22 protein-coding genes and 1 pseudogene are annotated in these 23,239 nt (G+C 68.8%); 8 read left to right on the top strand and 15 right to left on the bottom strand.

The annotated features are described in order from the left end of the window. Positions 1-3: 3 nt before the first annotated feature. From hutI to hutH, 5 genes are read right to left on the bottom strand one after another with little or no spacing between them, the layout of a single operon-like run. Positions 4-1,227 carry an imidazolonepropionase gene (gene hutI, locus KR541_RS11190; protein ID WP_089488669.1) on the bottom strand — a complete coding sequence of 408 codons (1,224 nt, stop codon included), beginning with the start codon at positions 1,225-1,227 and terminating at the stop codon, positions 4-6. 4 nt (positions 1,228-1,231) lie between these two features. After that, a complete protein-coding gene (locus KR541_RS11195; protein ID WP_050017986.1) occupies positions 1,232-1,843 on the bottom strand; it encodes a HutD/Ves family protein in 612 nt (203 codons plus the stop codon). A 2-nt stretch (positions 1,844-1,845) separates the two neighbouring features. Next, on the bottom strand, positions 1,846-3,534 hold the full coding sequence (gene hutU, locus KR541_RS11200) for a urocanate hydratase (RefSeq protein WP_011549425.1): 1,689 nt from the start codon (positions 3,532-3,534) through the stop codon (positions 1,846-1,848). A 39-nt stretch (positions 3,535-3,573) separates the two neighbouring features. After that, entirely contained in the window at positions 3,574-4,269 is a 696-nt protein-coding gene (hutC, locus tag KR541_RS11205) for a histidine utilization transcriptional repressor HutC (protein WP_050017987.1), read from the bottom strand. Between the two features lie 4 nt (positions 4,270-4,273). Beyond that, positions 4,274-5,797, bottom strand: coding sequence for a histidine ammonia-lyase (gene hutH / locus KR541_RS11210; RefSeq protein WP_050017988.1), 1,524 nt, complete (start codon positions 5,795-5,797; stop codon positions 4,274-4,276). Positions 5,798-6,009: 212 nt separating this feature from the next. On the opposite strand from hutH, the gene KR541_RS11215 reads away from it, so the two are divergent. Next, entirely contained in the window at positions 6,010-6,930 is a 921-nt protein-coding gene (locus KR541_RS11215; protein WP_089488606.1) for a glutamate/aspartate ABC transporter substrate-binding protein, read from the top strand. Between the two features lie 19 nt (positions 6,931-6,949). Here the strand turns inward: KR541_RS11215 and KR541_RS11220 are convergent, their stop codons facing one another. Further along, positions 6,950-7,705: a 4'-phosphopantetheinyl transferase family protein gene (locus tag KR541_RS11220; RefSeq protein ID WP_176016051.1), complete on the bottom strand. Its 756-nt coding sequence runs from the start codon at positions 7,703-7,705 to the stop codon at positions 6,950-6,952. 123 nt (positions 7,706-7,828) lie between these two features. Further along, complete coding sequence (locus tag KR541_RS11225; RefSeq protein WP_124557629.1) at positions 7,829-8,869, bottom strand: alpha/beta hydrolase family protein; 1,041 nt, start codon at positions 8,867-8,869, stop codon at positions 7,829-7,831. 234 nt (positions 8,870-9,103) lie between these two features. Here KR541_RS11225 and KR541_RS11230 point away from each other — a divergent pair, with 234 nt between their 5' ends. The 3 genes from KR541_RS11230 (at position 9,104) to KR541_RS36925 (ending at position 11,556) form a co-directional block, all read left to right on the top strand. After that, positions 9,104-10,045 (top strand): LysR substrate-binding domain-containing protein, encoded by a 942-nt coding sequence (locus KR541_RS11230; protein WP_050017992.1) that lies wholly within the window; start codon positions 9,104-9,106, stop codon positions 10,043-10,045. A gap of 165 nt (positions 10,046-10,210) precedes the next feature. Continuing rightward, on the top strand, positions 10,211-11,443 hold the full coding sequence (locus KR541_RS11235; RefSeq protein ID WP_050017993.1) for an MFS transporter: 1,233 nt from the start codon (positions 10,211-10,213) through the stop codon (positions 11,441-11,443). Continuing rightward, positions 11,434-11,556: a hypothetical protein gene (locus KR541_RS36925; RefSeq protein WP_050017994.1), complete on the top strand. Its 123-nt coding sequence runs from the start codon at positions 11,434-11,436 to the stop codon at positions 11,554-11,556. The genes KR541_RS11235 and KR541_RS36925 overlap by 10 nt, the downstream gene beginning before the upstream one ends. Positions 11,557-11,578: 22 nt before the next feature. Here KR541_RS36925 and KR541_RS11240 read toward each other — a convergent pair whose 3' ends face one another. Continuing rightward, positions 11,579-13,057 carry a cryptochrome/photolyase family protein gene (locus KR541_RS11240; RefSeq protein WP_176016052.1) on the bottom strand — a complete coding sequence of 493 codons (1,479 nt, stop codon included), beginning with the start codon at positions 13,055-13,057 and terminating at the stop codon, positions 11,579-11,581. 327 nt (positions 13,058-13,384) lie between these two features. Further along, positions 13,385-14,365, bottom strand: coding sequence for an acetyltransferase (locus KR541_RS11245; protein WP_089488670.1), 981 nt, complete (start codon positions 14,363-14,365; stop codon positions 13,385-13,387). A gap of 151 nt (positions 14,366-14,516) precedes the next feature. Between KR541_RS11245 and KR541_RS11250 the strand changes: the two genes are divergently transcribed. The 4 genes and pseudogenes from KR541_RS11250 to KR541_RS11265 form a co-directional block, all read left to right on the top strand. Then, entirely contained in the window at positions 14,517-14,717 is a 201-nt protein-coding gene (locus KR541_RS11250; RefSeq protein ID WP_216089538.1) for a hypothetical protein, read from the top strand. 221 nt (positions 14,718-14,938) lie between these two features. After that, complete coding sequence (locus KR541_RS11255) at positions 14,939-16,306, top strand: MFS transporter (RefSeq protein WP_050017996.1); 1,368 nt, start codon at positions 14,939-14,941, stop codon at positions 16,304-16,306. After that, on the top strand, positions 16,293-17,339 hold the full coding sequence (locus tag KR541_RS11260) for a lactonase family protein (RefSeq protein ID WP_216089539.1): 1,047 nt from the start codon (positions 16,293-16,295) through the stop codon (positions 17,337-17,339). Before KR541_RS11255 ends, KR541_RS11260 begins: the two co-directional genes overlap by 14 nt. Before the next feature lie 121 nt (positions 17,340-17,460). Then, positions 17,461-17,802, top strand: a pseudogene (locus KR541_RS11265) (fatty acid desaturase); the annotation flags it as partial. Positions 17,803-17,831: 29 nt separating this feature from the next. Here the strand turns inward: KR541_RS11265 and KR541_RS11270 are convergent. From KR541_RS11270 to KR541_RS11295, 6 genes are all read right to left on the bottom strand, one after another. After that, positions 17,832-18,452 carry an HAD family hydrolase gene (locus KR541_RS11270; protein ID WP_050017998.1) on the bottom strand — a complete coding sequence of 207 codons (621 nt, stop codon included), beginning with the start codon at positions 18,450-18,452 and terminating at the stop codon, positions 17,832-17,834. A 122-nt stretch (positions 18,453-18,574) separates the two neighbouring features. After that, positions 18,575-19,447, bottom strand: a complete 873-nt coding sequence (locus tag KR541_RS11275) for a hypothetical protein (RefSeq protein WP_216089540.1) — start codon at positions 19,445-19,447, stop codon at positions 18,575-18,577. Between the two features lie 51 nt (positions 19,448-19,498). Further along, a complete protein-coding gene (locus KR541_RS11280; RefSeq protein WP_050018000.1) occupies positions 19,499-20,155 on the bottom strand; it encodes a TerD family protein in 657 nt (218 codons plus the stop codon). Positions 20,156-20,252: 97 nt separating this feature from the next. Next, the gene (locus tag KR541_RS11285; RefSeq protein WP_050018001.1) at positions 20,253-21,269 is read right to left on the bottom strand and encodes a DUF475 domain-containing protein; all 1,017 of its coding nucleotides are present in this window, start codon (positions 21,267-21,269) and stop codon (positions 20,253-20,255) included. A 43-nt stretch (positions 21,270-21,312) separates the two neighbouring features. After that, positions 21,313-22,053, bottom strand: a complete 741-nt coding sequence (locus KR541_RS11290) for a VWA domain-containing protein (protein WP_050018002.1) — start codon at positions 22,051-22,053, stop codon at positions 21,313-21,315. 20 nt (positions 22,054-22,073) lie between these two features. Beyond that, positions 22,074-23,171 (bottom strand): toxic anion resistance protein, encoded by a 1,098-nt coding sequence (locus KR541_RS11295; RefSeq protein WP_050018003.1) that lies wholly within the window; start codon positions 23,169-23,171, stop codon positions 22,074-22,076. Positions 23,172-23,239 lie beyond the last annotated feature (68 nt).

Raw genomic sequence — 23,239 nt, forward strand, 5'->3', positions numbered from 1 at the left:
AAACTATCCGTTCATCCTGCGAAACACGGTCGTGCCGCCGCGTACGACCTGCTCGCACAGCGGCCGGCCGATCCAGTACGCCAGCTCGGCCAGCGAACCGACCGACCACGCGGCGAAATCGGCCTGGCGACCGACCTCGAGCGCGCCGTGGCGATCCGCGCGGCCGAGCGCCGCGGCCGCATGGCGGGTGACGCCCTGCAGCACCTCGGGCACCGTCATGCGGAACAGCGTGCAGCCCATGTTCAGCGTCAGCAGCAGCGATTCGAGCGGCGACGTGCCCGGGTTGTGATCGGTCGCGAGCGCGATCGGCACGCCGTGCTTGCGCAGCAGCTCGATCGGCGGCAGTTGCGTTTCGCGGATGAAGTAGTACGCGCCGGGCAGCAGCACGGCGACCGTGCCGGCCGCCTTCATCGCCTCGATGCCGGCTTCGTCGAGAAATTCGAGGTGGTCCGCGGACAGCGCGCGGTAACGCGCGGCGAGCGCCGTGCCACCCGCATTCGACAGTTGCTCCGCATGCAGCTTCACCGGCAGCCCGCGCCGCGTCGCGGCCTCGAACACGCGTTCGGTCTGCGCGAGCGAAAAGCCGATGCGTTCGCAGAACACGTCGACCGCGTCGACGAGCCCTTCGTCGGCCAGCGTCGGCAGCATCCGGTCGCACACTTCGTCGATGTAGTCGTCCGCGCGGCCCGCGTATTCCGGCGGCAGCGCATGCGCACCGAGGAAGGTCGTATAGACGCTGACCGGGAAGCGTTCGCCGAGCTGGCGCGCGACGCGCAGCATCTTGCGCTCGCTCGCGAGGTCGAGCCCGTAGCCGGACTTGATCTCGATCGCGGTCACGCCTTCGGCGAGCAGCGGCTGCAGGCGCGCGGCGGCCTGCACGAACAGCGCTGTCTCGTCGGCCGCGCGCGTCGCGCGCACCGTCGACACGATCCCGCCGCCCTGCCGCGCGATTTCCTCGTAGCTGACGCCCGCGAGGCGCTGCGCGAATTCGTCGGCGCGCGTGCCGCCGTACACGAGGTGCGTATGGCAGTCGACGAGGCCCGGCGTCACCCACGCGCCGTGCAGGTCCTCGCGCCGCCAGTGCGCATAACCGTGCGGCAGCGCGGACAATGCGCCGAGCCACGCGATCGTGCCGGTTTCGTCGACGGCGATCGCCGCGTCGTCGATCGTCTCGTCGGGATGGCCGTGCGGACACAGCCTCAGGTGATGCCAGACAGTCGGTTTCATGCGTTCAGTCTCGTTCGCCGACGGCGAGCGATACGGCAAGCAGCGCGCCGCTTCCGCTCACGACGACGTCAAACGCACGCCGCGGCCCGTCGAGCCGCAGCGTGTCCATTTCCTGCAGCGCGTAGTGCGCGCCGTCGATCTCGACACCGACCGCGCCGGTCGCGCAGAACAGCAGCACGGTATCGGCGCGCTCGATGCGGTGCGTGCCCTCGGGCCATACGTCGACCGACCCGCGCGCAGCCGAACGGCGCGTCATCAGGTTGAAGTCGCGCGTCGCGCCGTCGTGCAGCATCGCGTCGATCGCCGTCTCGCCCGCAAAATCCGCACGGGCCAGCGGTGCATCGAGCACGTGCCGCGTGCCGCCCGCTTCGGCGAGCGTCATGCCCGCGCCGGACAGCAGCACGAGCGTGCGGTCGACGCCGTCGAAACGCGAGAACGGCCCGGCCGTGCCGACGTCCGCGACGCTCACGCGCCACGCGAACGCATCGAGTGCCGCGCCGGGCGGGAACGCGCCGATCTCGCGCGTCACGCCGCCGCCGTTCTTCCACGGCGACGCGACGAGATCCGCCGCGCGGATCGTCGTCACGTTCACCGGCGCCTGGTCGAGCGCCGTCATGCTCAGCGGCCGAGCATCGGCAGCTTCAGGCCGGCTTCGCGGGCCGTCTGCTGCGCGAGTTCGTAGCCGGCATCCGCATGGCGCATCACGCCCGTCGCAGGATCGTTCAGCAGCACGCGACCGAGACGCTCGTGCGCGTCGGCGGTGCCGTCGGCGACGATCACGACGCCCGAGTGCTGCGAGAAGCCCATGCCGACGCCGCCGCCATGGTGCAGCGACACCCACGATGCGCCGCCCGCGGTGTTCAGCAGCGCGTTCAGCAGCGGCCAGTCGCTGACGGCGTCCGAACCGTCCTTCATCGATTCCGTTTCGCGGTTCGGGCTCGCGACCGAACCCGTGTCGAGGTGGTCGCGGCCGATCACGATCGGCGCCTTCAGTTCGCCGTTCTTGACCATCTCGTTGAACGCCTGGCCGAGGCGGTAGCGATCCTTCACGCCGACCCAGCAGATCCGTGCCGGCAGGCCCTGGAACGCGATGCGCTCACGCGCCATGTCGAGCCAGTTGTGCAGGTGCGGATCGTCGGGGATCAGCTCCTTCACCTTCTGGTCGGTCTTGTAGATGTCTTCCGGATCGCCGGACAGCGCGACCCAGCGGAACGGGCCCTTGCCTTCGCAGAACAGCGGGCGGATATACGCCGGCACGAAGCCCGGGAAGTCGAATGCGTTCTCGACGCCCATTTCCAGCGCCATCTGGCGGATGTTGTTGCCGTAGTCGAGCGTCGCCGCGCCGCGTTCCTGCAGCGCGAGCATCGCGCGCACCTGGACGGCCATCGACTGCTTCGCGACCTTCACGATGCTTTGCGGATCGACCTTCTGCGCCTCGCGCCATTGCGCGACGGTCCAGCCTTGCGGCAGGTAGCCGTTGATCGGGTCGTGCGCGCTCGTCTGGTCGGTCACGCAGTCCGGCGTGATGCCGCGCGTGACGAGTTCCGCGAACACGTCGGCCGCGTTGCCGAGCAAGCCGATCGACACCGGCTTGCCGGTGCGCTTCGCTTCGTCGATCATGCCGAGCGCTTCGTCGAGCGTCGTCGCCTTCTTGTCGACGTAGCGCGTCTTCAGGCGGAAGTCGATGCGCGTCTCGTCGCATTCGACCGCGATCATCGAGAAGCCGGCCATCGTCGCGGCGAGCGGCTGCGCGCCGCCCATCCCGCCCAGGCCGCCCGTCAGGATCCAGCGGCCCGACGGATCGCCGTTGAAGTGCTGGTTCGCGACCGAGAAGAACGTTTCATAGGTGCCCTGCACGATGCCCTGGCTGCCGATGTAGATCCAGCTGCCGGCCGTCATCTGGCCGTACATCATCAGGCCCTTGCGGTCGAGCTCGTGGAAGTGATCCCAGTTCGCCCAGTGCGGCACCAGGTTCGAGTTCGCGAGCAGCACGCGCGGCGCATCCTTGTGCGTGCGGAACACGCCGACCGGCTTGCCCGATTGAATCAGCAGCGTTTCGTTTTCCTCGAGATCCTTCAGCGACGCGAGGATCTGGTCGTAGCATTCCCAGTTGCGCGCCGCACGGCCGATGCCGCCGTACACGACGAGCGCATGCGGATGCTCGGCGACTTCCGGGTCGAGGTTGTTCTGGATCATCCGGTAGGCCGCTTCGGCCAGCCAGGTCTTGCAGGTCTTTTCGCTGCCGCGCGGCGCGCGGATCGTGCGCGTCGGATCGAGACGGGGATCGATGTGTTTCGGATGGTTCATGACGACTGCTCCCGAAGGAAATGGAAGATCAATAAGGAATCAGAAATGCCCGGTGAAGCGATAACGGCTGCCGGGATGCCACAAATTCGCCACCGAGGCGACGACGCCCTGCGACCAGGTGCGCCGATGTAAAACCAGACACGGTTCGACGTCGTCCATCCGCAGCTGCTCGCGCCGCTCCGGCGCCGGGGCCGCCGCTTCGATCCGGTACTCGACGCGCTGCAGCGGCGCCGCGCGCATCAGGTACAGGTTCGGCGTCGTGTTCGTGAAATCCTGCTCGGCGTAATCCGGCGCGACCGCCGGATTCACCCATCGTTCTTCGAGCTGCACCGGCTCGTCGTTCTCGAAGTGCAGCACCTGCGAATGAAACAGCTTCGTGCGCACGGCCACCTGCATCTCGTCGGCAAGCGCATCGTCGGCGCGGATCGTGTCGAGCCCGAGCACGCTCGCGCGGTACGCATGCCCGCGTGCGCCCACCTCTTCCGAGATGCTGCGGATCGCGACCAGCGTCGACTCGTACTTCGGCCGCGCGACGTAGGTGCCCGCGCCCTTCATGCGCGTGAGCACCTGCTCGGCCGTCAACTCGCGCACCGCGCGGTTGACGGTCATGCGCGCGACCTTGAACTCGCGTGCCAGTTCGTTCTCGGACGGCACCTGATCGCCCTCCGCCCACTCGCCGGCGTGAATGCGGCCCAGGATGAAATCCTTGATCTCCTGGTAGACCGGCGCACTCATCGGCTTACTGTTCCGATGCGAACGAGAACGGCGCGACCTTCGCGAACGCGCGCTCGCCGACCAGCTTCGCGATCACCGCGATGTCCGGTGCGAAGTAGTGATCGAGCTCGTAGTGCGCAACCTTGCCGCGGATCGTCTCCATCACCGGCGCGAGCTTCGGGCTCGTGTGGTACGGCGCACGCAGGTCGACGCCCTGGGCGGCGGCCAGCAGTTCGATCGCAAGGATGTGCTTCGTGTTGTCCGCGATGTCGGCGAGCTTGCGCGCGGCGAACGTCGCCATCGACACGTGGTCTTCCTGGTTCGCGGAAGTCGGCAGCGAGTCGACCGACGCCGGGTGCGCGAGCGTCTTGTTCTCCGATGCGAGAGCGGCCGCCGTCACGTGCGCGATCATGAAGCCGGAGTTCACGCCGCCGTCCTTCACGAGGAACGGGGGCAGGCCCGACAGCGTCGCGTCGATCAGCAGCGCGATGCGGCGCTCGGCCAGCGCGCCGATTTCCGCCGCGGCGAGCGCGAGGTTGTCGGCCGCGAACGCGACGGGCTCGGCATGGAAGTTGCCGCCCGACAGCACTTCGCCGGTATCCGGGAAGATCAGCGGGTTGTCCGACACGGCGTTCGCTTCGACCAGCAGCACGTCGGCCGCATGACGCATCTGGTCGAGGCACGCGCCCATCACCTGCGGCTGGCAGCGCAGGCTGTACGGATCCTGCACCTTGTCGCAGTCGCGGTGCGACTGGTTGATCGGCGAACCTTCGAGCAGTTCGCGGTACGACGCGGCCGCGTCGATCTGGCCTTGATGGCCGCGCAGTTCGTGGATGCGCGCGTCGAACGGCTTCACCGAGCCGGCTGCCGCGTCGACCGACAGCGCGCCGGCGACGAGCGCGGTGCGGTACAGGTCTTCGATCGCGAACATGTTGTCGAGCGCGAGTGCGGTCGATGCCTGCGTGCCATTCAGGAGCGCGAGGCCTTCCTTCGCCTGCAGCGTCAGCGGCGCGAGGCCGGCGACGCGCAGACCGTCGAGCGCGCTCGCGCGTTCGCCGCGGATGAACACTTCGCCGACGCCGAGCAGCACGGCCGACATGTGCGCGAGCGGCGCGAGGTCGCCCGAGGCGCCGACCGAACCCTTCACCGGGATCAGCGGCAGCACGTCCGCATTGAACAGCGTGATCAGCGCGTCCATCACTTCGCGACGGATGCCCGAGTGGCCGCGGCCGAGGCTCGACAGCTTCAGCGCCATCAGCAGACGCACCGACGAGCGCGCCATCGGCTCGCCCACGCCGACCGCGTGCGACAGCACCAGGTTCTTCTGCAGCAGTTCGAGCTGGTCGTGCGGGATGTGGGTGCTCGCCAGACGGCCGAAACCCGTGTTGATGCCGTAGGCCGGCTCGCCCTTCGCGGCGATGTCGGCGACGGCCTTCGCGCCCGCGTCGATCTTCGCGAAGCTGGCCGGGTCGAGTTTCAGTTGCACGGATTCGCGTGCGATCCGGCGCAGTTGCGGGAGGGTCAGATGGCCGGGGGTCAACGTAATCATGTGAGCAATCCTGTCTAGACAAGTTCGGAATGGATTGAAGTGTAGCCATCGGAACTTGTCTAGACAACCCGTTTTTCATAATTCCGGCTCGGGAGTTTCCCTGATGTCCGCCACGCGCCGCCGGCTCGGCCGGTTGGGGTCGCGATTTAACATATGTTGCTTTTATTTTTTATTTGGCAACATGTGGATCCTCATTCGCCACGGAGACCGTCATGCCCTTCCCGTCACGATTCGCCGCCGGCATCGGCCGCCCCCTGCTCGTCGCCGCGTGCGCACTCGCGTGCGGCGCGTCCGTCGCCGCCGAGCCGCTGTCCGGCACGCTCGAGAAGATCCGGCAGTCCAACCTGATTTCGATCGGCCATCGCGAAACGTCGGTGCCGTTCTCCTATGTCGATGCGAGTGGCAAGGTCATCGGCTTCTCGCAGGACCTGTGCGACCGCGTGATCGCCGCGGTGAAGGCGCGCACCGGCAAGCCCGACCTGCAGGTGCGCTTCATTCCGGTCACGTCGCAGAACCGCATTCCGCTCGTGCAGAACGGCACCGTCGATCTCGAATGCGGCGTGACGACCAATCTCGCCGCGCGCCATGCGCAGGTCGCGTTCTCGACCACCTTCTTCGTCGCGACGACGCGCCTGCTCACGCGCACGAGCTCGGGCATCCGCGACTTCCCCGATCTCGCCGGCAAGACGGTCGTGACGAACCAGGGCACGACGTCCGAACGCCTGCTGCGCAAGATGAACGAGGAAAAGAAGATGGGTATGCAGATCATCAGCGCGAAGGACTATGGCGAAGGACGTCTCACGCTCGAATCGGGCCGCTCGGCCGCGTACATGATGGACGACGTGCTGCTCGCGGGCGTGCGCCAGCTCGCCGCGAAGCCGGCCGACTGGCAGCTCGTCGGCACGCCGCAATCGTCGGAAGCCTACGGATTCATGCTGCGCAAGGACGATCCGCAGTTCAAGGCCCTCGTCGACGGCGTGCTCGTGCAGCTGATGAAAAGCGGCGAGATCAATGCGCTGTACGACAAATGGTTCATGAAGCCGGTGCCGCCGAAGGGGCTGTCGTTCGACTTCCCGATGAGCGACGTGATCAAGGCGCGCTACGCGGCGCCGAACGACGCACCGCTCGAGTAAGCGCCGCGTCGCGCTCGGCCTACGCGCGCGTCCACGCGACGCACGCCGCGTAGCCGGGCGCCGCATCGAGCCACGCCGCATCGAACGCCGCGACGCCGGCGGCGGGCGCGATCGGGTCGACGATCGTCGTCGCGGGTGTCGCCGAGTCGCGCGGCGGCACGACCGCGAACGCGCGCAGCCCGCCGACGATGCCGGTGCCGAGCGCCTTGAGCAGCGCCTCCTTCGCGGACCACACCCGCATGAATTCGCCCTCGCGCTCGCCGGACGGCAGATCGTCGAGATATGCGATCTCGGCGGGTGCGCACACTTCGCGCGTCAGCGCGCGCCAGTCCGTCGCGCGGTTGCAGCCCTCGATATCGACGCCGACGCGACCGGCCGGCACCCATGCGAGCAGCGCATGAGCGCCCGCATGCGACACGTTGAAGTCGAGCGACGCACGATGCGCAGGGTCCAGCGACGGCCGCCCCGCTGCGTCGACGACGATTGCGACCGCGCGCGGCGCGATGCCGAGCGCCGCGCCGAGCACGTCGCGCAGCGCGGCGCGCGTCGCGGCGCTGCGCACCCCATCCTCGTGCCGCAGGAAACGTGCGGCGCGGGCGCGCTCGTCGTCGCTCAGCGCCGCATACGCGGGCGACGCGAGCGGGACGCGCCAGTCGAAATCGATGCGCGCGATCCGCACGCCGGCGCGCGCGGCGGCGGGCGGCACGTCGAGTGCGTGCATGCGCCATGCGCGGGGCGTTTCAACGGGAGAAGCGGAATCGGACGGAATGGACATCGGCGCGCGGCAGTCTGTGCATGGGAGCGAAACGTCCGATGTTAATCGATCGCGGCGGCGTCCGGCTGCTGCTGCGGGCGCGCGACGCGAACGAGGCTGCGCGTCGCGCTCGCATACGCTGGGTCACCCGCTCGCCGCCCTGCCCGGCACGCCGCTCCCCGTCACTCGCCCGCGCGACGTCGGGTGCAGCGCGTGCACGACGCCCGGTGCATCGGCCGGCAGCACGCCGTGTTGCAGCCAGTACAACGCGACCGGCCACAGCGTGTCGGTGAAGCGGCTGTGGAAAAACGCGAAATGACCGATCGCGTCGACGCCGATGTCGGCCGGCGCGATCCGCAGATGCGTGACGTTGCTGCCCGTGTAGTAGCCGACCAGCCGCTCGATCGCGGCGACCGTGCCGAACGCGTCGTCGTCGATGCCGACCGCGAGCATCGGCGCCGACAGCCCCGCGAAGCGCGCCGGCAACGCGGCACGGCTCGCCGCGCCGTCGTCGAGCACGCTGCCGAGGTAGCCGTCCTCGAAACGCGGCCGCGAACGCGCCCACGACAGCGCGATACCGCGCGGCGTGTCCTCCATCCAGCCGAGCCGCTTCGCGGGCACGTAGCCGAACACGGCGGCGAGCGCGGGCATCGCGACATGCCACTTCCACCACATGCGGCGCCGCTCAGCGGGCAAATAGTCGCGCCAATACGCGTACTGCGCGCCGACGGTCACCGCATGCCGCACGTGCACGTTCGATGCCGCGAGGCCGAGCACGCAGCCGCCGATGCTGTGCGCAACCACATCGAGCGGCTGGCCCGGAAACGCGTCGCGCGCATAGTGCAGCGCGGCTTCACAATCGAGCCGTCCCCAGTCGAGCCAGTTCGCGCGCAGCTTCGCGAGCTGCGCCGGACGCGATCCGCCGATACCGCGATAGTCGTAGACGAGCACGTCGCGCCCTTGCGCGAACAGCCAGGCCGCGAAACGAAAGTAGTAGTCGCAGCGCACCGACGTCGCGCAGTTGATGACCGTCACGGGCCGCGCTGCGGCGGCGCCGCGATGGCGCCACACGTGGCCGCGCAGTTCGTAGCCGTCGGCTGCCCGCAGCGTCACGGGTTCGGGCGGCAATGCGCCCGCCGCGCGACTGCCCTGCGCTGCGCCGCTTTCCTCGTTCGAAATCGTCATCGTGTCTCCTGTCGGTCCGAGTTAGCGCTTTAGCGCTTACTGAGGTCCCATGCATCGCGGTCGACCCCAGTTAGCGCTTTAGCGCTTACTCGGATCCCACGCATAGCGGTCGGTCCGAGTTGGCGCGTCAACGCTGACTCAGCCTCCCCGTCCGCAACCAACCCGCCTCCATTGAACTTGACGCGTGCCGCGTTCTCAACCAATCTTGCTGCTCCGTTCGCATGAGTCACGCGCATGTCAACGCCACTCGTCCGCCTCCCGTCGCTCGATCTCGTCCGCGGCTTCGTCGCCGTCGGCCGCCGCATGAGCATCACGCTCGCCGCGCAGGATCTGTGCGTCACGCAGTCGGCGGTCAGCCGCCAGGTCCATGCGCTCGAAGCGCATCTCGGCGTGACGTTGCTGCAGCGCGGCTACCGGAAGATTTCATTCACGCCGGAAGGCGAGCGACTGTTCCGCGTCGCCGATGCGGCGCTGCACGGCCTGCAGGACACCGTCGCGTCGCTCGCCGCCGCGCGCGAGCGCCAGCCCGTGACGATCACCGCCAGCATCGGCGTGACCGCGCTGTGGCTGCTGCCGCGGCTCGGCCGGCTGCAGGCGCGGCTGCCCGAAATCGACCTGCGCGTCGCCGCGAACGACAAGGTACTCGATTTGCGCGCGGAGGGCATCGACCTCGGCATCCGCTACTGCCCGCGCGAGCGCGCGCCGGCCGGCGCGCTGCGCCTGTTCGACGAGATCGTCATGCCGGTCGGGCATCCCGCGCTCGCCGCGCGGCCGGTCACGAGCGCGGCCGCGATCGCCGATCACGTGCTGCTCGAATTCGACGGGCCGCCGCAACCGCAGTTGCAGTGGCACGCGCACCTGCACGCGGCCGGGCTCGGCGACGCGCGCCCGAAAGGCGTGCTGCGCTTCAACCAGTACGATCAGGTGATCCAGGCCGCGATCGCCGGCCAGGGCATCGCGCTCGGCCGGCTCGCGCTCGTCGCGCCGATGCTCGCCGACGGCCGGCTCGCGGTGCTCGGGCCGCACACGCAGACGCTGTCGGAAACGTACGGCTACTGGCTGTTCCAGCACGATCCGGCCCCGCGCCGCGAAGTCGCCGACGTGCGCGACTGGATGCTCGCCGAAGCGGCCGAATGCGATGCGTCGATGCACGCGCACGACATGACGTCGGCCTGAGCCGACGGTGCGGATGCGCGTGACCGCGGACAGCCGACGTCGCCCCTTCGCATTCCCGTCACGCATGCCAACCTGACCGAATGATCGCTTGAGCGACGACCGCCCCGCTCGTCTAATCGGATCGAGCGCGACCGTTTCGCCGCGCGCCTTCATCCGGAGACACGCATGACCCCGATCGAGCAGGAAGTCCGGCGCCGCTGGCTGCCCGTGCTGGCAGGCGGCCTGATCATGGGCGCCGCGCTCGGCATCCGGCACGTGCAGGGCCTGTTCCTGGCGCCCGTGTCGCTCGACCACGGCTGGTCGCGGGAGGCGTTCGGGCTCGCGCTGGCGTTGCAGAACCTGATCTGGGGCGTCGCGCAACCGTTCACCGGGATGATCGCCGACCGCTTCGGCTCGGTGCGCGTGATCGTCGCCGGCATGCTGCTGTACGCGGTCGGGCTCGTCACGATGGCGCAGGCGGCCACGACCGGCGTGTTCACGGTCGGCGCCGGGCTCGTGATCGGCATCGCGCTGTCGGGCTCGGCGTTCGCGTCGATCTACGGCGCGCTGAGCCGCCTGTTCCCGCCCGATCGGCGCGGCTGGGCGCTCGGGGTTGCCGGCGCGATCGGCGGGCTCGGCCAGTTCTGCATGGTGCCCGTCGCACAGGAACTGATCGGCGGCATCGGCTGGCGGCACGCGTTCATCGCGCTGGCGCTCGTCGCCGCGTTGCTCGCGCCGCTCGCCGTGCTGCTGCGCGACCGGCCCGCGCAGGCGGCGGGCGCCGCCGCCGGCCCCGAACAGTCGATCGGTGAAGCCGTGCGCGAGGCGTTCGCGCATCGCGGCTTCTGGCTGCTGAACGCGGGCTTCTTCGCGTGCGGCTTCCAGCTCGCCTTCATCGCGACGCACCTGCCCGCGTACCTGCTCGACCACGGGCTGCCGGCGCGCCATGCGAGCGTCGCGCTCGCGCTGATCGCGCTGACCAACGTGGCCGGCACCTATGCGTGCGGCCATCTGGGCGGGCTGCTGCGGCGCAAGTACGTGCTGTCCGTGCTGTATCTCGTGCGTGCGCTCGCGATGGCCGCGTTCGTCGCCGCGCCGCTGTCGCCCACGAGCGTCTACGTGTTCGCGGCCGTGATGGGCTTCACGTGGCTCGGCACGGTCCCGCTGACGAACGGCGTGATCTCGCAGATGTTCGGCGTGCGCTACATCGCGACGCTGTTCGGCTTCGTATTCTTCGGCCACCAGCTCGGCAGCTTCTTCGGCGTGTGGCTCGGCGCGCTCGTGTACGACGCGACGCATTCGTACCTGCCGCTGTGGATCGGCTCGATCGCGCTCGGCGTGCTCGCGGCGCTACTGCACCTGCCGATCGACGACGCGCGCGTCGCGCGCCCGGCATCGGGGAACGCGGCATGGGCATGATGCGCGCGGCGCTGGCCGCCGGCACGCTCGCGTTCGTCGCGTGGTGCGGCGCGGCCTACTTCGATGCGGGCGTCGCCTACGCGCTGCTCGAGCACGTCGCCTTCTGCAATTGATGCGGCAAACCGGAGCGGACGGTCAGCGGCGCTTCGGCAACGTGGCCAGCGCATCGAGCGCACGGGCGCGCGCGGCCGAGTGCTCGACGAGCGGCGCCGGATAGTCGACGCCGAGCCGTACGCCGGCCGCTTCGAGCGCCAGCGGCGACGCTTCCCAAGGTGCGTGGATCGATGCGTCGTCGAGGCCGGCGAGCTCGGGCACCCAGCGCCGCACGTACGCGCCGTCCGGGTCGAACTTCTGCCCCTGCGCGACCGGATTGAAGATGCGGAAATACGGCGCGGCGTCGGCGCCGCAGCCGGCCACCCATTGCCAGCTCGCCGCGTTGTTCGCGGGATCGGCGTCGACCAGCGTGTCGCGGAACCACGCTTCGCCCGCGCGCCAGTCGATCAGCAGGTGCTTGATCAGGAACGACGCGACGACCATCCGCACGCGGTTGTGCATCCAGCCGGTCGTCCACAGTTCGCGCAGGCCCGCATCGACGAGCGGATAGCCGGTCCGCCCGCGCTGCCACGCGCGTAACGCGGCGGGATCGTCGCGCCACGGCATCGCATCGAACTGCGCGCGGAAGTTGTCGGTCGCGAGCGCCGGGAAGTGATACAGCAGCGTGTAGCTGAATTCGCGCCAGCCGAGCTCGCTCAGGAACTTGTCGGCGTGCGCCGCGTACGCCGCGCCGCCTGCGTGCGCGGCGCCCTGCACCGCATGCCACACCTGTCGCGGCGACACGTTGCCGAAGCGCAGGAACGGCGACAGCCGGCTCGTCGCGGGGCGATCGGGACGGTCGCGCGCATCCGCATAGCCGGCGAGCGCGGTCGTCACAAACGTATCGAGCTGTGCGTGCGCGCCGGCTTCGTCGGGCGCCGGCCACGCGTCGCGCAGACCGCCGGCCCAGTCCGGCGCAGGCGGACGCAACGCAAGTGCGTCGAGCGACAGCGCACGGTCGCGCACGGCTTGCGACCATGGATGAAACGCGATCCGCTCGGGCGCCGGCAGCGGCGCGGCGACCGTGCGATCGCGGCGCGCCGCGCGCCAGTACGCGGTGAAGACCTGGTACGGGCCGCCGCTGCCCGTCAGCACCTCCCACGGCTCGTTCAACAGGCTGCCGTTGCTGCTCTCGACCGTCACGCCGCGCGCCTTGAGCGATGCCTTCAGCGCCGCGTCGGCGTCGCGCTGCGGCTGCGCATAACGGCGGTTCCAGTACACGGCGGCCGCGCCCGTGTCGCCGACGACGCGCTCGATCTCGCGCTGCGCGTCGCCGCGCAGCAGCAGCAGGCGCCCGCCATGCCGCGCGAGCGCGGCGTCGAGCCCGGCCAGCGACCCGTGCAGCCACCAGCGCGCCGCGCCGCCGAGCGCGGGTCCGGCGCCGGCGCCCGTGTCGTCGACGAACACGCAGACGAGCGGCCGGCCGGATTCGACCGCGCGCGTCAACGCGGGCTGATCGGTCACGCGCAGATCGTCGCGGAACCAGACGATCGCGGGGGCAACGGACGGCTTGGCAGACACGGGCAGGCACCTCGATGACGAAAGCAAAGGGAGACGCGTATTGTCGCGGCTGCGCTGCGCGGTGTCGACGCCGGTCGTCACGGCCGGCACGCCACGGCGACACCGAACGCGACCGCACGATCCACTTCAATTCAAAGGAAGTCGTGCTGCCGGACGGCCGCACGCACGGCATGTTGCTCTGACGGTGTTGCACGTCGAACGGTTCGGGCACACCGCACACCGCGCACGGTCGACGCAACGCCGAACGCAGCGAGCCACGCTGCGGCTGCCCGACGGTCGTCCGTGCCCGCCGGGGCGACCGGCTGATCCGGTCAACGATGCATCGCGTCAATCGAGCCGGAACGTGGCCTCGAAGCGCTCCGCAAACGCATCGAACTCGGCTTCCGGCAGATGGTTGATGCCGCCTGCGCACTTGCGCCCGCCCCCGGTCGCGAAGCCGCGGCAGAACTCGTCCGCGCCGATCGGCCGGCCGTCGGGCACGCGTACGCTGACGACGAGCCCGCCGCCCGCGCGCGGCGACAGCACCGCGAGCGCCGCATGCGGCGCGTCGCGCATTCGCTCGTTCGCGAGCATGCCGGTCGCGCGCCGCGCCCACGGATGATCGGGCATCCGGACCAGCGTTGCGCCCGGCACCTCGCGCAGCGGCGCGAGCGCGCACGCGCGCGCCATGTCGTCGCGGTAGCCGTCGCGCAACGCGGCGAACACGGCCGTCCCGCGCACGAAATCGAGCGGATCGACGCATGGCAGCATCGCGTCCGCGAGCGCCGCCGGATCGAAGTGCAGATCGCCGACGCACTCGCCGTAGGCGTTGTAGTTCAGATAGCGCCCGAGTTCGGCGAGCACGCCCCGCTCGGCTTCGTCGACGCCGTGCTCGCGCGCCAGCGCCTCGCCGAGCGCCGGCAGTTCGTCGCCGAACGCCGCGACGATCGCCCAGCGCGCGTACCGGCCGTCGAGATGGCGGTTCACGATCGCGCTCGTACAGACGTCGGCCGCCATGTCGATATGCGCGTCGAAGCGCGGATGGTCGGGCAGCTCGCCGGCAAAGTGATGGTCGAAGTAACGGACCGTCGCGCCGTCGCGCAGCAGCCGCGCGCACGCGTCGCGGTTCTGGTCGTGCGACACGTCGAGCACGGTGACGATGTCGTCGGCGCCCGCGTCGATGCGCTCGAGCAGCCTGATGTCGCGCTTCACGCCGGTCACGAGCGTGCCGTGCACGCGTTCCGCGAGCCGCAGTTGCTGAAGCGCGCACAGGCCGTCCGCGTCGCCGTTGAACGCGAAGACATGCCGCGCGTACTGGTTGTCCTGCATGATCCGTTGCTCCATCGTCAACGCATGAAATCCGCCGTTCGCGCAACTGGCGTGCACGCCGAACGCGCGCGCCAAGTATTGTGCCGCAACCGCGCGCGCCTTCGATACAGCGTAGCGGCGCTGCCCTGCAAACGGCTTGCGGGTCGCCTGCATGTCGTTCGCCACGAGCGCGCTGTTGCCGCTTTATGCGCAGCACGACTTCCCGCTTGAGCGCCGTCGTGCGAAACACACGGATATCGGGCAGTGCGCCGTCGAGGTCGGTTCTCTCGCCCGGCTCCCTCAACGTACCGGGCACGAATGCATCGCCTCGATCCCGAGCTTTCACGCCGAGGCGGGCCCGCGCCGCACCTGACGGTCGACGCAATGTCGTTTTATGTCATACGTCATCAGATGTGAAAACTTCCGCTTTCCATCGCCTGATTTCTCCAAAACCAAGAAAATTTCCGGGTAAACCCGCGGCGTCATCGCCAACGCACCGGCGTACTATGTCATACGACGACGTACTACATAAACTGCCACCCGGACGCGACGCGGGCTACCGCCCCGTCCGCGGCCGCCCGACCGGAGACACCGTTGAACCCGCCCTCGTCCGCCCTGCCCGGCCGCGACCCGCTCGCGTCCGCCGTCTCGAAAGTGAAGTGGCACGTGCTGCCGCTCGTGCTGATCATGTTCATCGCGAACTACATCGACCGCGTGAACGTCGGCTTCGTCGATCGCCATCTCGAAGCGTCGATCGGCATCGGCGCGGCCGCGTACGGGCTCGGCGCCGGGTTGTTCTTCGTCGGCTACGCGCTGTTCGAAGTGCCGTCGAACCTGCTGATGCAGCGCTACGGCGCGCGCATCTGGCTCGCGCGGATCATGGCGACGTGGGGCATCGTCGCGGCCGCGATGGCGTTCGTGTGGAACGACACATCGTTTTATGCGCTGCGCTTTCTGCTCGGCGCCGCCGAGGCCGGCTTCTTCCCCGGCGTCGTGCTGTACCTGTCGCAATGGCTGCCGCCGCAGGAACGCGGCAAGGCGATGGCGATCTTCCTCGGCGGCTCCGCGTTCGCGTCGGTGCTGTCCGGGCCCGTCACCGGCGCACTGCTGTCGATCCGCGGCTTCGGCCTCGCAGGCTGGCAGTGGATGTTCCTGATCGAAGGGCTGTTCTCGGTCGCGCTGTGCGGCGCGAGCTGGTTGCTGCTGAAATCGCATATCCGCGACGCGACGTGGCTCACGCCGGAAGAACGCACGGCGCTCCAGAACGCGCTCGATGACGAGCGCGCGACGCGCGACGTCCGCTCGAACGTGCCGGTGCGCGCGACCACGCTGCTGCGCGATCCGCAAATCATGCTGTTCTGCTTCCTGTACTTCTCGATCCAGCTGACGATCTACGCGGCCACGTTCTGGCTGCCGACCATCATCCGCAAGATGGGCGGCCTCACCGATTTCCAGGTCGGCCTGTACAACACGATTCCGTGGATGATCGCGATCGGTGCGATGTACGGCTTCGCGGTGCTGTCGTCGAAGTGGAAGCATCCGCAGCGCTGGCTCGCGTTCGCGCTCGTGCTTGCCGCGTGCGGACTGTTCGCATCGACGTCGCCGAATCCGGTGTGGTCGTTCGCGTCGATCTGCTTCGCCGCGCTCGGTTTCAAGGCCGCGGCGTCGCTGTTCTGGCCGATCCCGCAGGGCTATCTCGACACGCGCGTGGCCGCGGCCGTGATCGCGCTGATCAACTCGGTCGGCAACCTCGGCGGCTTCGTCGCGCCGACGGCCTTCGGCTATCTGAAGCAACATACGGGTTCGATCACGGGCGGGCTGTATGCGCTCGCGATCGCTTCGCTCGTCGCCGCGGTCGCCGCGCTGTTCGCGCGCACGCACCGGCGCAGCGATCCGCCGCGCGGCCGGCCGGCCGACGAATCCTTCACGCACGCTTCGATGCTCCGCCATGCCGAACACTGACCGCCTGACCGTCGTCGTCTCGAATGCCGTCGACGGCGACCTCGCCACGTTCTCCCTCGCCGGCGACGGCACGCTCGCGCCGCTCGCCCGTTATCCGGCCGCCGACGCCGCGATGCCGATCGCCGTGCAGGCCGACCGCGCGCGGCTCTACGTCGCGACGCGCGGCGAGCAGCCGACGATCGTCGCGTTCCGCGTCGCCGCCACGGGCGCGCTCGTGCGCATCGGCGCGACCGCGATCGACGCGAGCCATGCGTACCTGTCGCTCGACCGCAGCAGCCGCTGGCTGCTCGGCGCGTCGTACGGCGGCAGTTCGTTGAGCCTCTACGACGCGGCGCGCGTGCGCGACGGCGACGGCACGCCGCTGCAAGTCGCGGGCGGCATCGCGAACGCGCATGCGGTGATCGTATCGCCGGACAACCGCTTCGCGTACGTCAGTTCGCTGGGCTCGGATCGGGTGTTCGGCTTTGCGCTCGTCGAGGACGCCGCCGGCGTGCGCGCGGTCGAACACGGCGAAACGCGCGTGCCGGCCGGCTTCGGCCCGCGTCACCTGCGGTTCGCGGATGACGGCCGCACGCTGGTCGTCGTCAGCGAATTCCGGGGAACGCTCGCGACCTTCGCGCGCGACGCCGACACCGGCCGGCTCGGCGACCCGCACGTGAGCGCGCGCCATCCGGCCGTCGCCGAACTCGCGCAAGGCCATGCGCGCCCGCCCGCTCCCGCCGAACCGTCCGTGTGGGCCGCCGATCTGCACCTGACGCCCGACGAGCGCTTCGCGTACGTCAGCGAGCGCACGTCGAGCCGGTTGCTCGGCTATCGCCGCAACGAAGACGGCACGTTCGAGCCCACCCACGCGACACCCACCGAGACCCAGCCGCGCGGGTTCGCGATCGATCCGTCGGGACGCTGGCTCGTCGCCTGCGGCGAACAGTCGGAACACGTGGCCGTGTATGCGATCGCGCCGGACGATGGCACGCTGTCGCTGCACGCGCGCGTGCCGGGCGGACGCGGCGCGAACTGGATCGCGATCGTCTGACGGTCTGAAAAAGATTCGGCGCCTGCGCGGGAACCGACACCCCGATGCGGGTGCGACGTTCAGCGCCGCTCGCTCGGCGCAACGCCCGTCCAGCGCTTGAACGCGCGCGTGAAATTGGCAGCCGAACTTCCTGCGCAGCTTCTGCATCAACTTCGTCAGCTCGAACATGCATTATTTCGGCGACATCGATTCGCGCAACGTGATCCAGCAGACGCAGGTGCTGAACCCGTGGTGGATGCTGCCGTTCCAGCTGTTCTGCTTCAATTTCGGCAGCACGCACGCGATCCATCACTTCGTGGTGCGCGATCCGTTCTACATCCGGCAACTGACCGCGCGCACCGCGCATGCGGCATTACGCGAAGTCGGCGTGCGCTTCAACGACGTCGGCACGTTCGCGCGCGCGAATCGCTGGGGCGGCTATCGTCCGCCGCGCGGCACGCACAGCGCGCAGGCCGACGCGTAACGCCGGCGGCGCGCGACATCAGCGCGGCCTCAATCGCCGATCGGCGGCATCGGTCCCTGGCCGCGGATCCACGACCAGTTCGCGAGCTCGGCCATCTCCTTGTCGCCGCGGCTGTCGCCGTACGCGAACAATTGCTTCGGCGGCCGGTTGCCCCACCACCCGCGCAGCCGCACGACCTTCTGCGGCCCCCAGCAGTTCTCGCCGTCGAGCCGGCCGGCGAAGATGCCGCGCTCGAACGCGAGCCGCGTCGCGAGCACCGCGTCGAAGCCGGCCGTCTTGGCCCACTTCTCCAGATACAGCGACGGCGACGCGCTGACCAGCACAACTTCATGCCCGCGCGCGCGATGTTCGCGAACGCGCTCGAGCATTTCCGGACGCACGAGCCTCGGCAGATAACTGTCGACGAACCTGCGCGCCTGGGCATCGAGCGCGTCCTCGCGGATCGGCCCGAACGCGAACGACGCGAACTTCGCCTTCGCGTCGCCGCGCGACAGCAGCCCGGCCTTCATCGCGACGATCCACGGCAGCGCGCGCAGCCCGGCCCACGCGAAACGCGGCGTGCCGACCGTCTGGCGGACGAAATGGCGAAAGCTGTCGGTAGTCGTGATGGTGCCGTCGAAATCGAAGGCGGCGACGATGCGGTCGGTCATGAAGAATCGGCGGGAAAGCGATGAGATGCCCGGGAAGATAGCAGACTCGCGGCCCCCACGCGAAACCGTATCGCCCGACACGAGACCGCGCGCGGCGAAGCGCATGCGGTCGAGTCGTTCGCTCAGCGCGACGGCCGCGCGGCAAGCGCCGCCGGCAGCACGACGTTCATCAGGTGATCGGCGCGCGACAGCAGGTCGGTCACGCGCTCGTCCAGCCCGCGCAGTTGCGCCGGCTGCATCCGGATCTGCTGGACGGCCTGCCCGACGATGTTGCGGCGGTCGAACAGCGTACGCTCGACGCCCGCATCGTCCGGCGCCCGCACGACGTCCGACACCGCGCTCAGCGCCGCGAGCACGACCACGAGGTTTTCCTCCGCATGGCGGACCTTCGCGGCGAGTTCCTCGGTGCGGCGCGGGAAAAAACCGAGCGACTGCTTCAGCGCGCCGAGCGCCGCGCGGTAGTCGACATGGCTGGACGTCCCACCGAACCAGCGTTCGAACATGCCGGCCTTGCGTGTCGCCTGCGCGAGCACCCCGGCCATCATGTCGGCCGCGCCGAGTTCGTTGAATTCGCGCGTCGTCGCCGCGACCGCTTCGACGAGGTTGCCGGCCGTCTCCAGCGCGCCGTCGCCGATCGTCGCGACCGTCCCGAGCTTCAGCGGCACCAGTTGCCGGATCTGCCGCTCGATGCGCGGCGCGTAGTCCGGATAGAGATTCGGAAAGCTGGCCTGCGCGGCGCGGAAGCACGCTTCGAGCTGCGGATGGTTCGATTCGCCGAACAGCGCACGGCCGATGGCGTCGGCGGGCGCCGCGCGCACGGCTTGATCGGGGGCGGGCGCCGGCCCGAAATCGAGCGCCTGCGGGGCGGGCCGCGCCGGCGCACGCGCGACCGGCGCACCGGGCGCGGCCGGCGCGTCGAACGCAAGACGCCCGGGCGTGCGCTCGGGCGTCGCATCGAACTCGAGCCGTTTCGGCTCGTCGGACGGATTCGTCATCGCTGCTTCCTGCCCGGCGCGGCGGTGTTTCGCGCGCCGGGCTGCCGCCCGTCAGACCGCGCCGCCGTACGCGCGGACGAAATCGCCGAGGCCGCGGTTGTAGCCCGCGCCGACCGCCTTGAACATGAAGTGGCCGTCGCGACGATAGAAGCTGCCGACCTGCACCGACGTCTCCATCGAGAAGTCCTCCTCGAGCGCGTACTTCGCGATCACCGCGCCCGACACCTCGTCGGCGATCTGGATGTAGCTGTTGCGAACCTGCCCGAAATTCTGGCGGCGCGCTTCGGCCTGGTCGATCGTCACGACCACCGAGATTTCCTCGACGTCGGCCGCGAGCTTCGTGATGTCGATGAAGATCACTTCGTCGTCGCCGTCGCCACTGCCCGTGCGGTTGTCGCCGCTATGCACGACGCCCAGGCACTTCGACGAAGGCATCCCCCGCTTCGGGAAATCGTCGCCCGGCTGAATGAAGGTTTCCTTGCGCTCCATCGTCCGCACTTCGCTGTTGTAGAACACGAAATGCTGATCCGAGATCAGTTTCGGATTGCTCTGCGCGTCGTACTTGCACAGGAACACCGACACGTCGAGATCGAAATCCGTACCCGTGTCCGTCGCGTTCGCGTCCCAACCGAGACCGATGCGGAATTTCTGCGTGCCGGGCGCTTCCTTCGACAGGTTGACGCGACCGCCTTTCGACAAATTGATCATCTGAACCTCTTCTGCTGGAACCGCCGTTGCGCCGGCGGCGATGCCGGGCCGCGCGCGGCGGCCCCTTCGTGGATGGTTTTCGTGCCGCGTGACGCGCTTACTTGCCCGCCACCGCCGCGCGGTCTTCCTTGCGCTGCACGACGATCGACGACCACACGGCCGCGGCGATCATCGCCGCGCCGACCAGGCCCGTGACGACCTCGGGCACCTCGAGCTTCACGCCGAGGAACATGATGGTCGCGAGCGCGCCGATCGCCCAGAACGCACCGTGTTCGAGATAGCGGTACTGCGCGAGCGTGCCTTTCTTCAGCAGCACGAGCGTCATTTCCCGGATGTAGGCCGCACCGACGCCCAGGCCGAGTGCGATCAGGAAGATGTTGTTCGACAGCGCGAATGCGCCGATCACGCCGTCGAAGCTGAACGACGAATCGAGCACTTCCAGATACATGAAGCCCGCGACGCCTTCTCGCACCACGCGCGTGCCCGTGTCCTCGCCGCCGACCAGGTCGCCCACGCCGTGCGCGATCACGAAGCCGATCACGCCGAACGCGCCCGCGAGCAGGAAGTTCACCTGCTCGGTTGCCGGCACGTAGAACGACGCGACGATCACGATCGCGAGCGTCAGCGCCACTTCCAGCGCGGTGATGCGGCCGAGATGGCGCATCGGGCCTTCGAGGAAGCCGATCCAGTGCTCGTCCTTCTCGGTGTCGAGCATGAACTTGAAGAACACCATCAGCAGGAACGCGCCGCCGAACGCCGACACCTCGTGATGCGCGGACGTCAGCACTGCCGCGTACTTGTCCGGCGATTCGACCGCGAGCGTCAGCGCGTCCCACAGGCCGATGTGGCCGATCACCGCGACGATCAGCAGCGGGAACACGAGCCGCATGCCGAACACCGCGACCGGCAGGCCGAACACCATGAAGCGGTTGCGCCACTTCTCCGACCAGTTCTTAAGCACCGATGCGTTGACGACCGCGTTGTCGAGCGACAGCGAAATTTCGAGCACGCACAGGACCGCGACGATCAGCATGTCCTTCACGCCGCCGAGGAGATAGGCCGCGATCAGCGCGAGCGCGGTGAGCGACAACGGGATCTTGAAGTCTTTCAACATGATGGAGTAATCGAGTTCAGAAAAATGGGCAGGCGGGACGCGCTTACTTCGCGCGCACCCAGTCGCAGAATTCCTGCGTGATCAGGTGTTCGTAGATCTGTTCGTCGCTGAGATCGAGCGATTCGAGATGCAGGAAGCCGACGTTCGGCATTTCGTCCGCCACTTCCGCGAGAAAGTCGAATTCGCTCGGATCGCCGACGCCGACGAGCGACCAGTACAGCGGGAAGTGCTGCGATTCGGCCAGCAGCTGGCGCACGCGCTTGCGGTCGTTCTTCGGGTTCTGGCCGTCGGTGACGAACAGCACCCATGCGGGCAGATGGCCGTTCGCGGGCGCCGCAGCGGCCGGCGCGAGCGTGTCGTCCGCACCGCCGAACAGCCGGCTGAGAAAGCCGCGCTTTTCCTCGCGCTTCGGCTCCGGCGCACGGAAGAAGAAATCGACGATGTCGTTCATCACCGGTGCGTACTGCGTGCCGCCCCACTTTTCGATCCGTGCATTGAGCACGTGATCGGAAATGTACGAGCCGTAGTTGTCCGGCGTCGCGGTCGGCAGGCGGTCGTAGCCTTCGGTGAAGGTCCACGTGTCGACCTCGCCGTTGTCGTCGAACTTCAGTGCAATGCCGAGAATGCGGTCGTGCGTCTCCTGGATCACGCCCGACTGGTACAGCGGCTTCGCGGAACCCGAGATGTCGAGCGCCGCGCCGACGCGCACGACCGGCGGCTTCAGGATCTGACGTTTTTCGAGGACGATCGCGACCTTCGCCGCGCGTTTCTCAAGCGTAATCATGCGGTGTTCTCTCAGTTCTCTTAGTTGTGCTTCGGAGCGAATCGGGTGATCAGGTCCTGTTCGAGCTGGCGCAGGCGCGGCGCGTCCTGCTCGCGCTGGCGGCGTCCGTCGGCGATGATCTGCGTGATGTCGTCGAACGCGCCGAACAGCTGCTGCTGCGCGTATTCGAACGTGTCGGTCGAGATCACCGGACGCTGGCCGAGCTTCGCGACTTCCTGCGCGTTCTGGCGATTCAGGTCGGCCTGCGCGCGGATCGCCTCGTCGGCCGCGTCGTACGTCGCGTTCGCGAGCGCCGCCGCGCGCTTCGTGCCGAGCTGTTCGAGGTAGAGCGCGAACGCGTTGGTCCACGCGGGGATCAGCACGGTCTTGATCGTCATGAACTTCGACGTCAGCGTGCGTTTCTGGTCCTGCTCCATCCGGATCTGCGGCGCGAGCTGCTTCGACATCAGCATCGCGCGGTCGAGATCGTCGAGCTTGCTTTCGAGCGCGTCGATCTTGCGCTTCACGTCGAGCAGGCGCTGTGCGGCGAACGCATCGTCCGCCGGCTGCTGGCCGGCCGCCAGATGCGCGCGCAGCGCCGCAAGCGCCGTTTCGCCGTGCGCCTTCGACTGCGCGAGTTCCTGGTGCAGCGCGTAGTTGTCGTTGTACATCCGCTCGAGCTCGTCGATGCCGGCCTTCTGGCGCTGCGCATGGTTTTCGAGCTCGACGACGAGCGTGTCCATCCGCTTGCTCACCGATTCGTACTGCGACAGCAGCTTCTCCTTGGTCGAGCGGAACAGCCGCGTGACCTGCGTGAGCAGCCCGCCCTTGTCGGCGCCGCGCGGGTCGAGCCCTTTAGCGGTCGCGATCAACTCGTTGAGCTTGTCACCGAACTGGTCGGCGTCCGACGCGCGGACGCTCGCGAGGATCTGCTGGGAGAAGGCGGCGATCCGCGTGCCCTGTGTCGCGCCGAGCTGGTCGATCTCGTCGACGGTGATCAGGCGCGCGTGTTCCGTCGGCTGCGCGGCCGGCACGGCGACGTTGGCGACGGCGGCCGGGGCGGCGATGGGCGACAAAGACGGCGTGGAAGGACGATCGCTGACCGCATCGGATTTGTTGTCGTCGAATAGCGGCTTCATGTGGCTACCACGTTTCCTTTTCTGCTTTTTGCTACGTGTTGTCGTGCGCGCGAGGCGCGCTTGCGCGG

The organism is Burkholderia sola (genome assembly GCF_905400185.1).
Taxonomy (GTDB): Bacteria; Pseudomonadota; Gammaproteobacteria; order Burkholderiales; family Burkholderiaceae; genus Burkholderia; species Burkholderia sola.

Excerpts from the sequence above, each read along its gene's own strand:
- hutI (WP_089488669.1), bottom strand. The coding sequence starts at position 1,227 with ATGAAACCGACTGTCTGGCATCACCTGAGGCTGTGTCCGCACGGCCAT.
- KR541_RS11195 (WP_050017986.1), bottom strand. The coding sequence starts at position 1,843 with ATGACGGCGCTCGACCAGGCGCCGGTGAACGTGACGACGATCCGCGCG.
- hutU (WP_011549425.1), bottom strand. The coding sequence starts at position 3,534 with ATGAACCATCCGAAACACATCGATCCCCGTCTCGATCCGACGCGCACG.
- hutC (WP_050017987.1), bottom strand. The coding sequence starts at position 4,269 with ATGAGTGCGCCGGTCTACCAGGAGATCAAGGATTTCATCCTGGGCCGC.
- hutH (WP_050017988.1), bottom strand. The coding sequence starts at position 5,797 with ATGATTACGTTGACCCCCGGCCATCTGACCCTCCCGCAACTGCGCCGG.
- KR541_RS11215 (WP_089488606.1), top strand. The coding sequence starts at position 6,010 with ATGCCCTTCCCGTCACGATTCGCCGCCGGCATCGGCCGCCCCCTGCTC.
- KR541_RS11220 (WP_176016051.1), bottom strand. The coding sequence starts at position 7,705 with ATGTCCATTCCGTCCGATTCCGCTTCTCCCGTTGAAACGCCCCGCGCA.
- KR541_RS11225 (WP_124557629.1), bottom strand. The coding sequence starts at position 8,869 with ATGACGATTTCGAACGAGGAAAGCGGCGCAGCGCAGGGCAGTCGCGCG.
- KR541_RS11230 (WP_050017992.1), top strand. The coding sequence starts at position 9,104 with ATGTCAACGCCACTCGTCCGCCTCCCGTCGCTCGATCTCGTCCGCGGC.
- KR541_RS11235 (WP_050017993.1), top strand. The coding sequence starts at position 10,211 with ATGACCCCGATCGAGCAGGAAGTCCGGCGCCGCTGGCTGCCCGTGCTG.
- KR541_RS36925 (WP_050017994.1), top strand. The coding sequence starts at position 11,434 with ATGGGCATGATGCGCGCGGCGCTGGCCGCCGGCACGCTCGCGTTCGTC.
- KR541_RS11245 (WP_089488670.1), bottom strand. The coding sequence starts at position 14,365 with ATGCAGGACAACCAGTACGCGCGGCATGTCTTCGCGTTCAACGGCGAC.
- KR541_RS11250 (WP_216089538.1), top strand. The coding sequence starts at position 14,517 with ATGTCGTTCGCCACGAGCGCGCTGTTGCCGCTTTATGCGCAGCACGAC.
- KR541_RS11260 (WP_216089539.1), top strand. The coding sequence starts at position 16,293 with ATGCCGAACACTGACCGCCTGACCGTCGTCGTCTCGAATGCCGTCGAC.
- KR541_RS11270 (WP_050017998.1), bottom strand. The coding sequence starts at position 18,452 with ATGACCGACCGCATCGTCGCCGCCTTCGATTTCGACGGCACCATCACG.
- KR541_RS11275 (WP_216089540.1), bottom strand. The coding sequence starts at position 19,447 with ATGACGAATCCGTCCGACGAGCCGAAACGGCTCGAGTTCGATGCGACG.
- KR541_RS11280 (WP_050018000.1), bottom strand. The coding sequence starts at position 20,155 with ATGATCAATTTGTCGAAAGGCGGTCGCGTCAACCTGTCGAAGGAAGCG.
- KR541_RS11285 (WP_050018001.1), bottom strand. The coding sequence starts at position 21,269 with ATGTTGAAAGACTTCAAGATCCCGTTGTCGCTCACCGCGCTCGCGCTG.
- KR541_RS11290 (WP_050018002.1), bottom strand. The coding sequence starts at position 22,053 with ATGATTACGCTTGAGAAACGCGCGGCGAAGGTCGCGATCGTCCTCGAA.
- KR541_RS11295 (WP_050018003.1), bottom strand. The coding sequence starts at position 23,171 with ATGAAGCCGCTATTCGACGACAACAAATCCGATGCGGTCAGCGATCGT.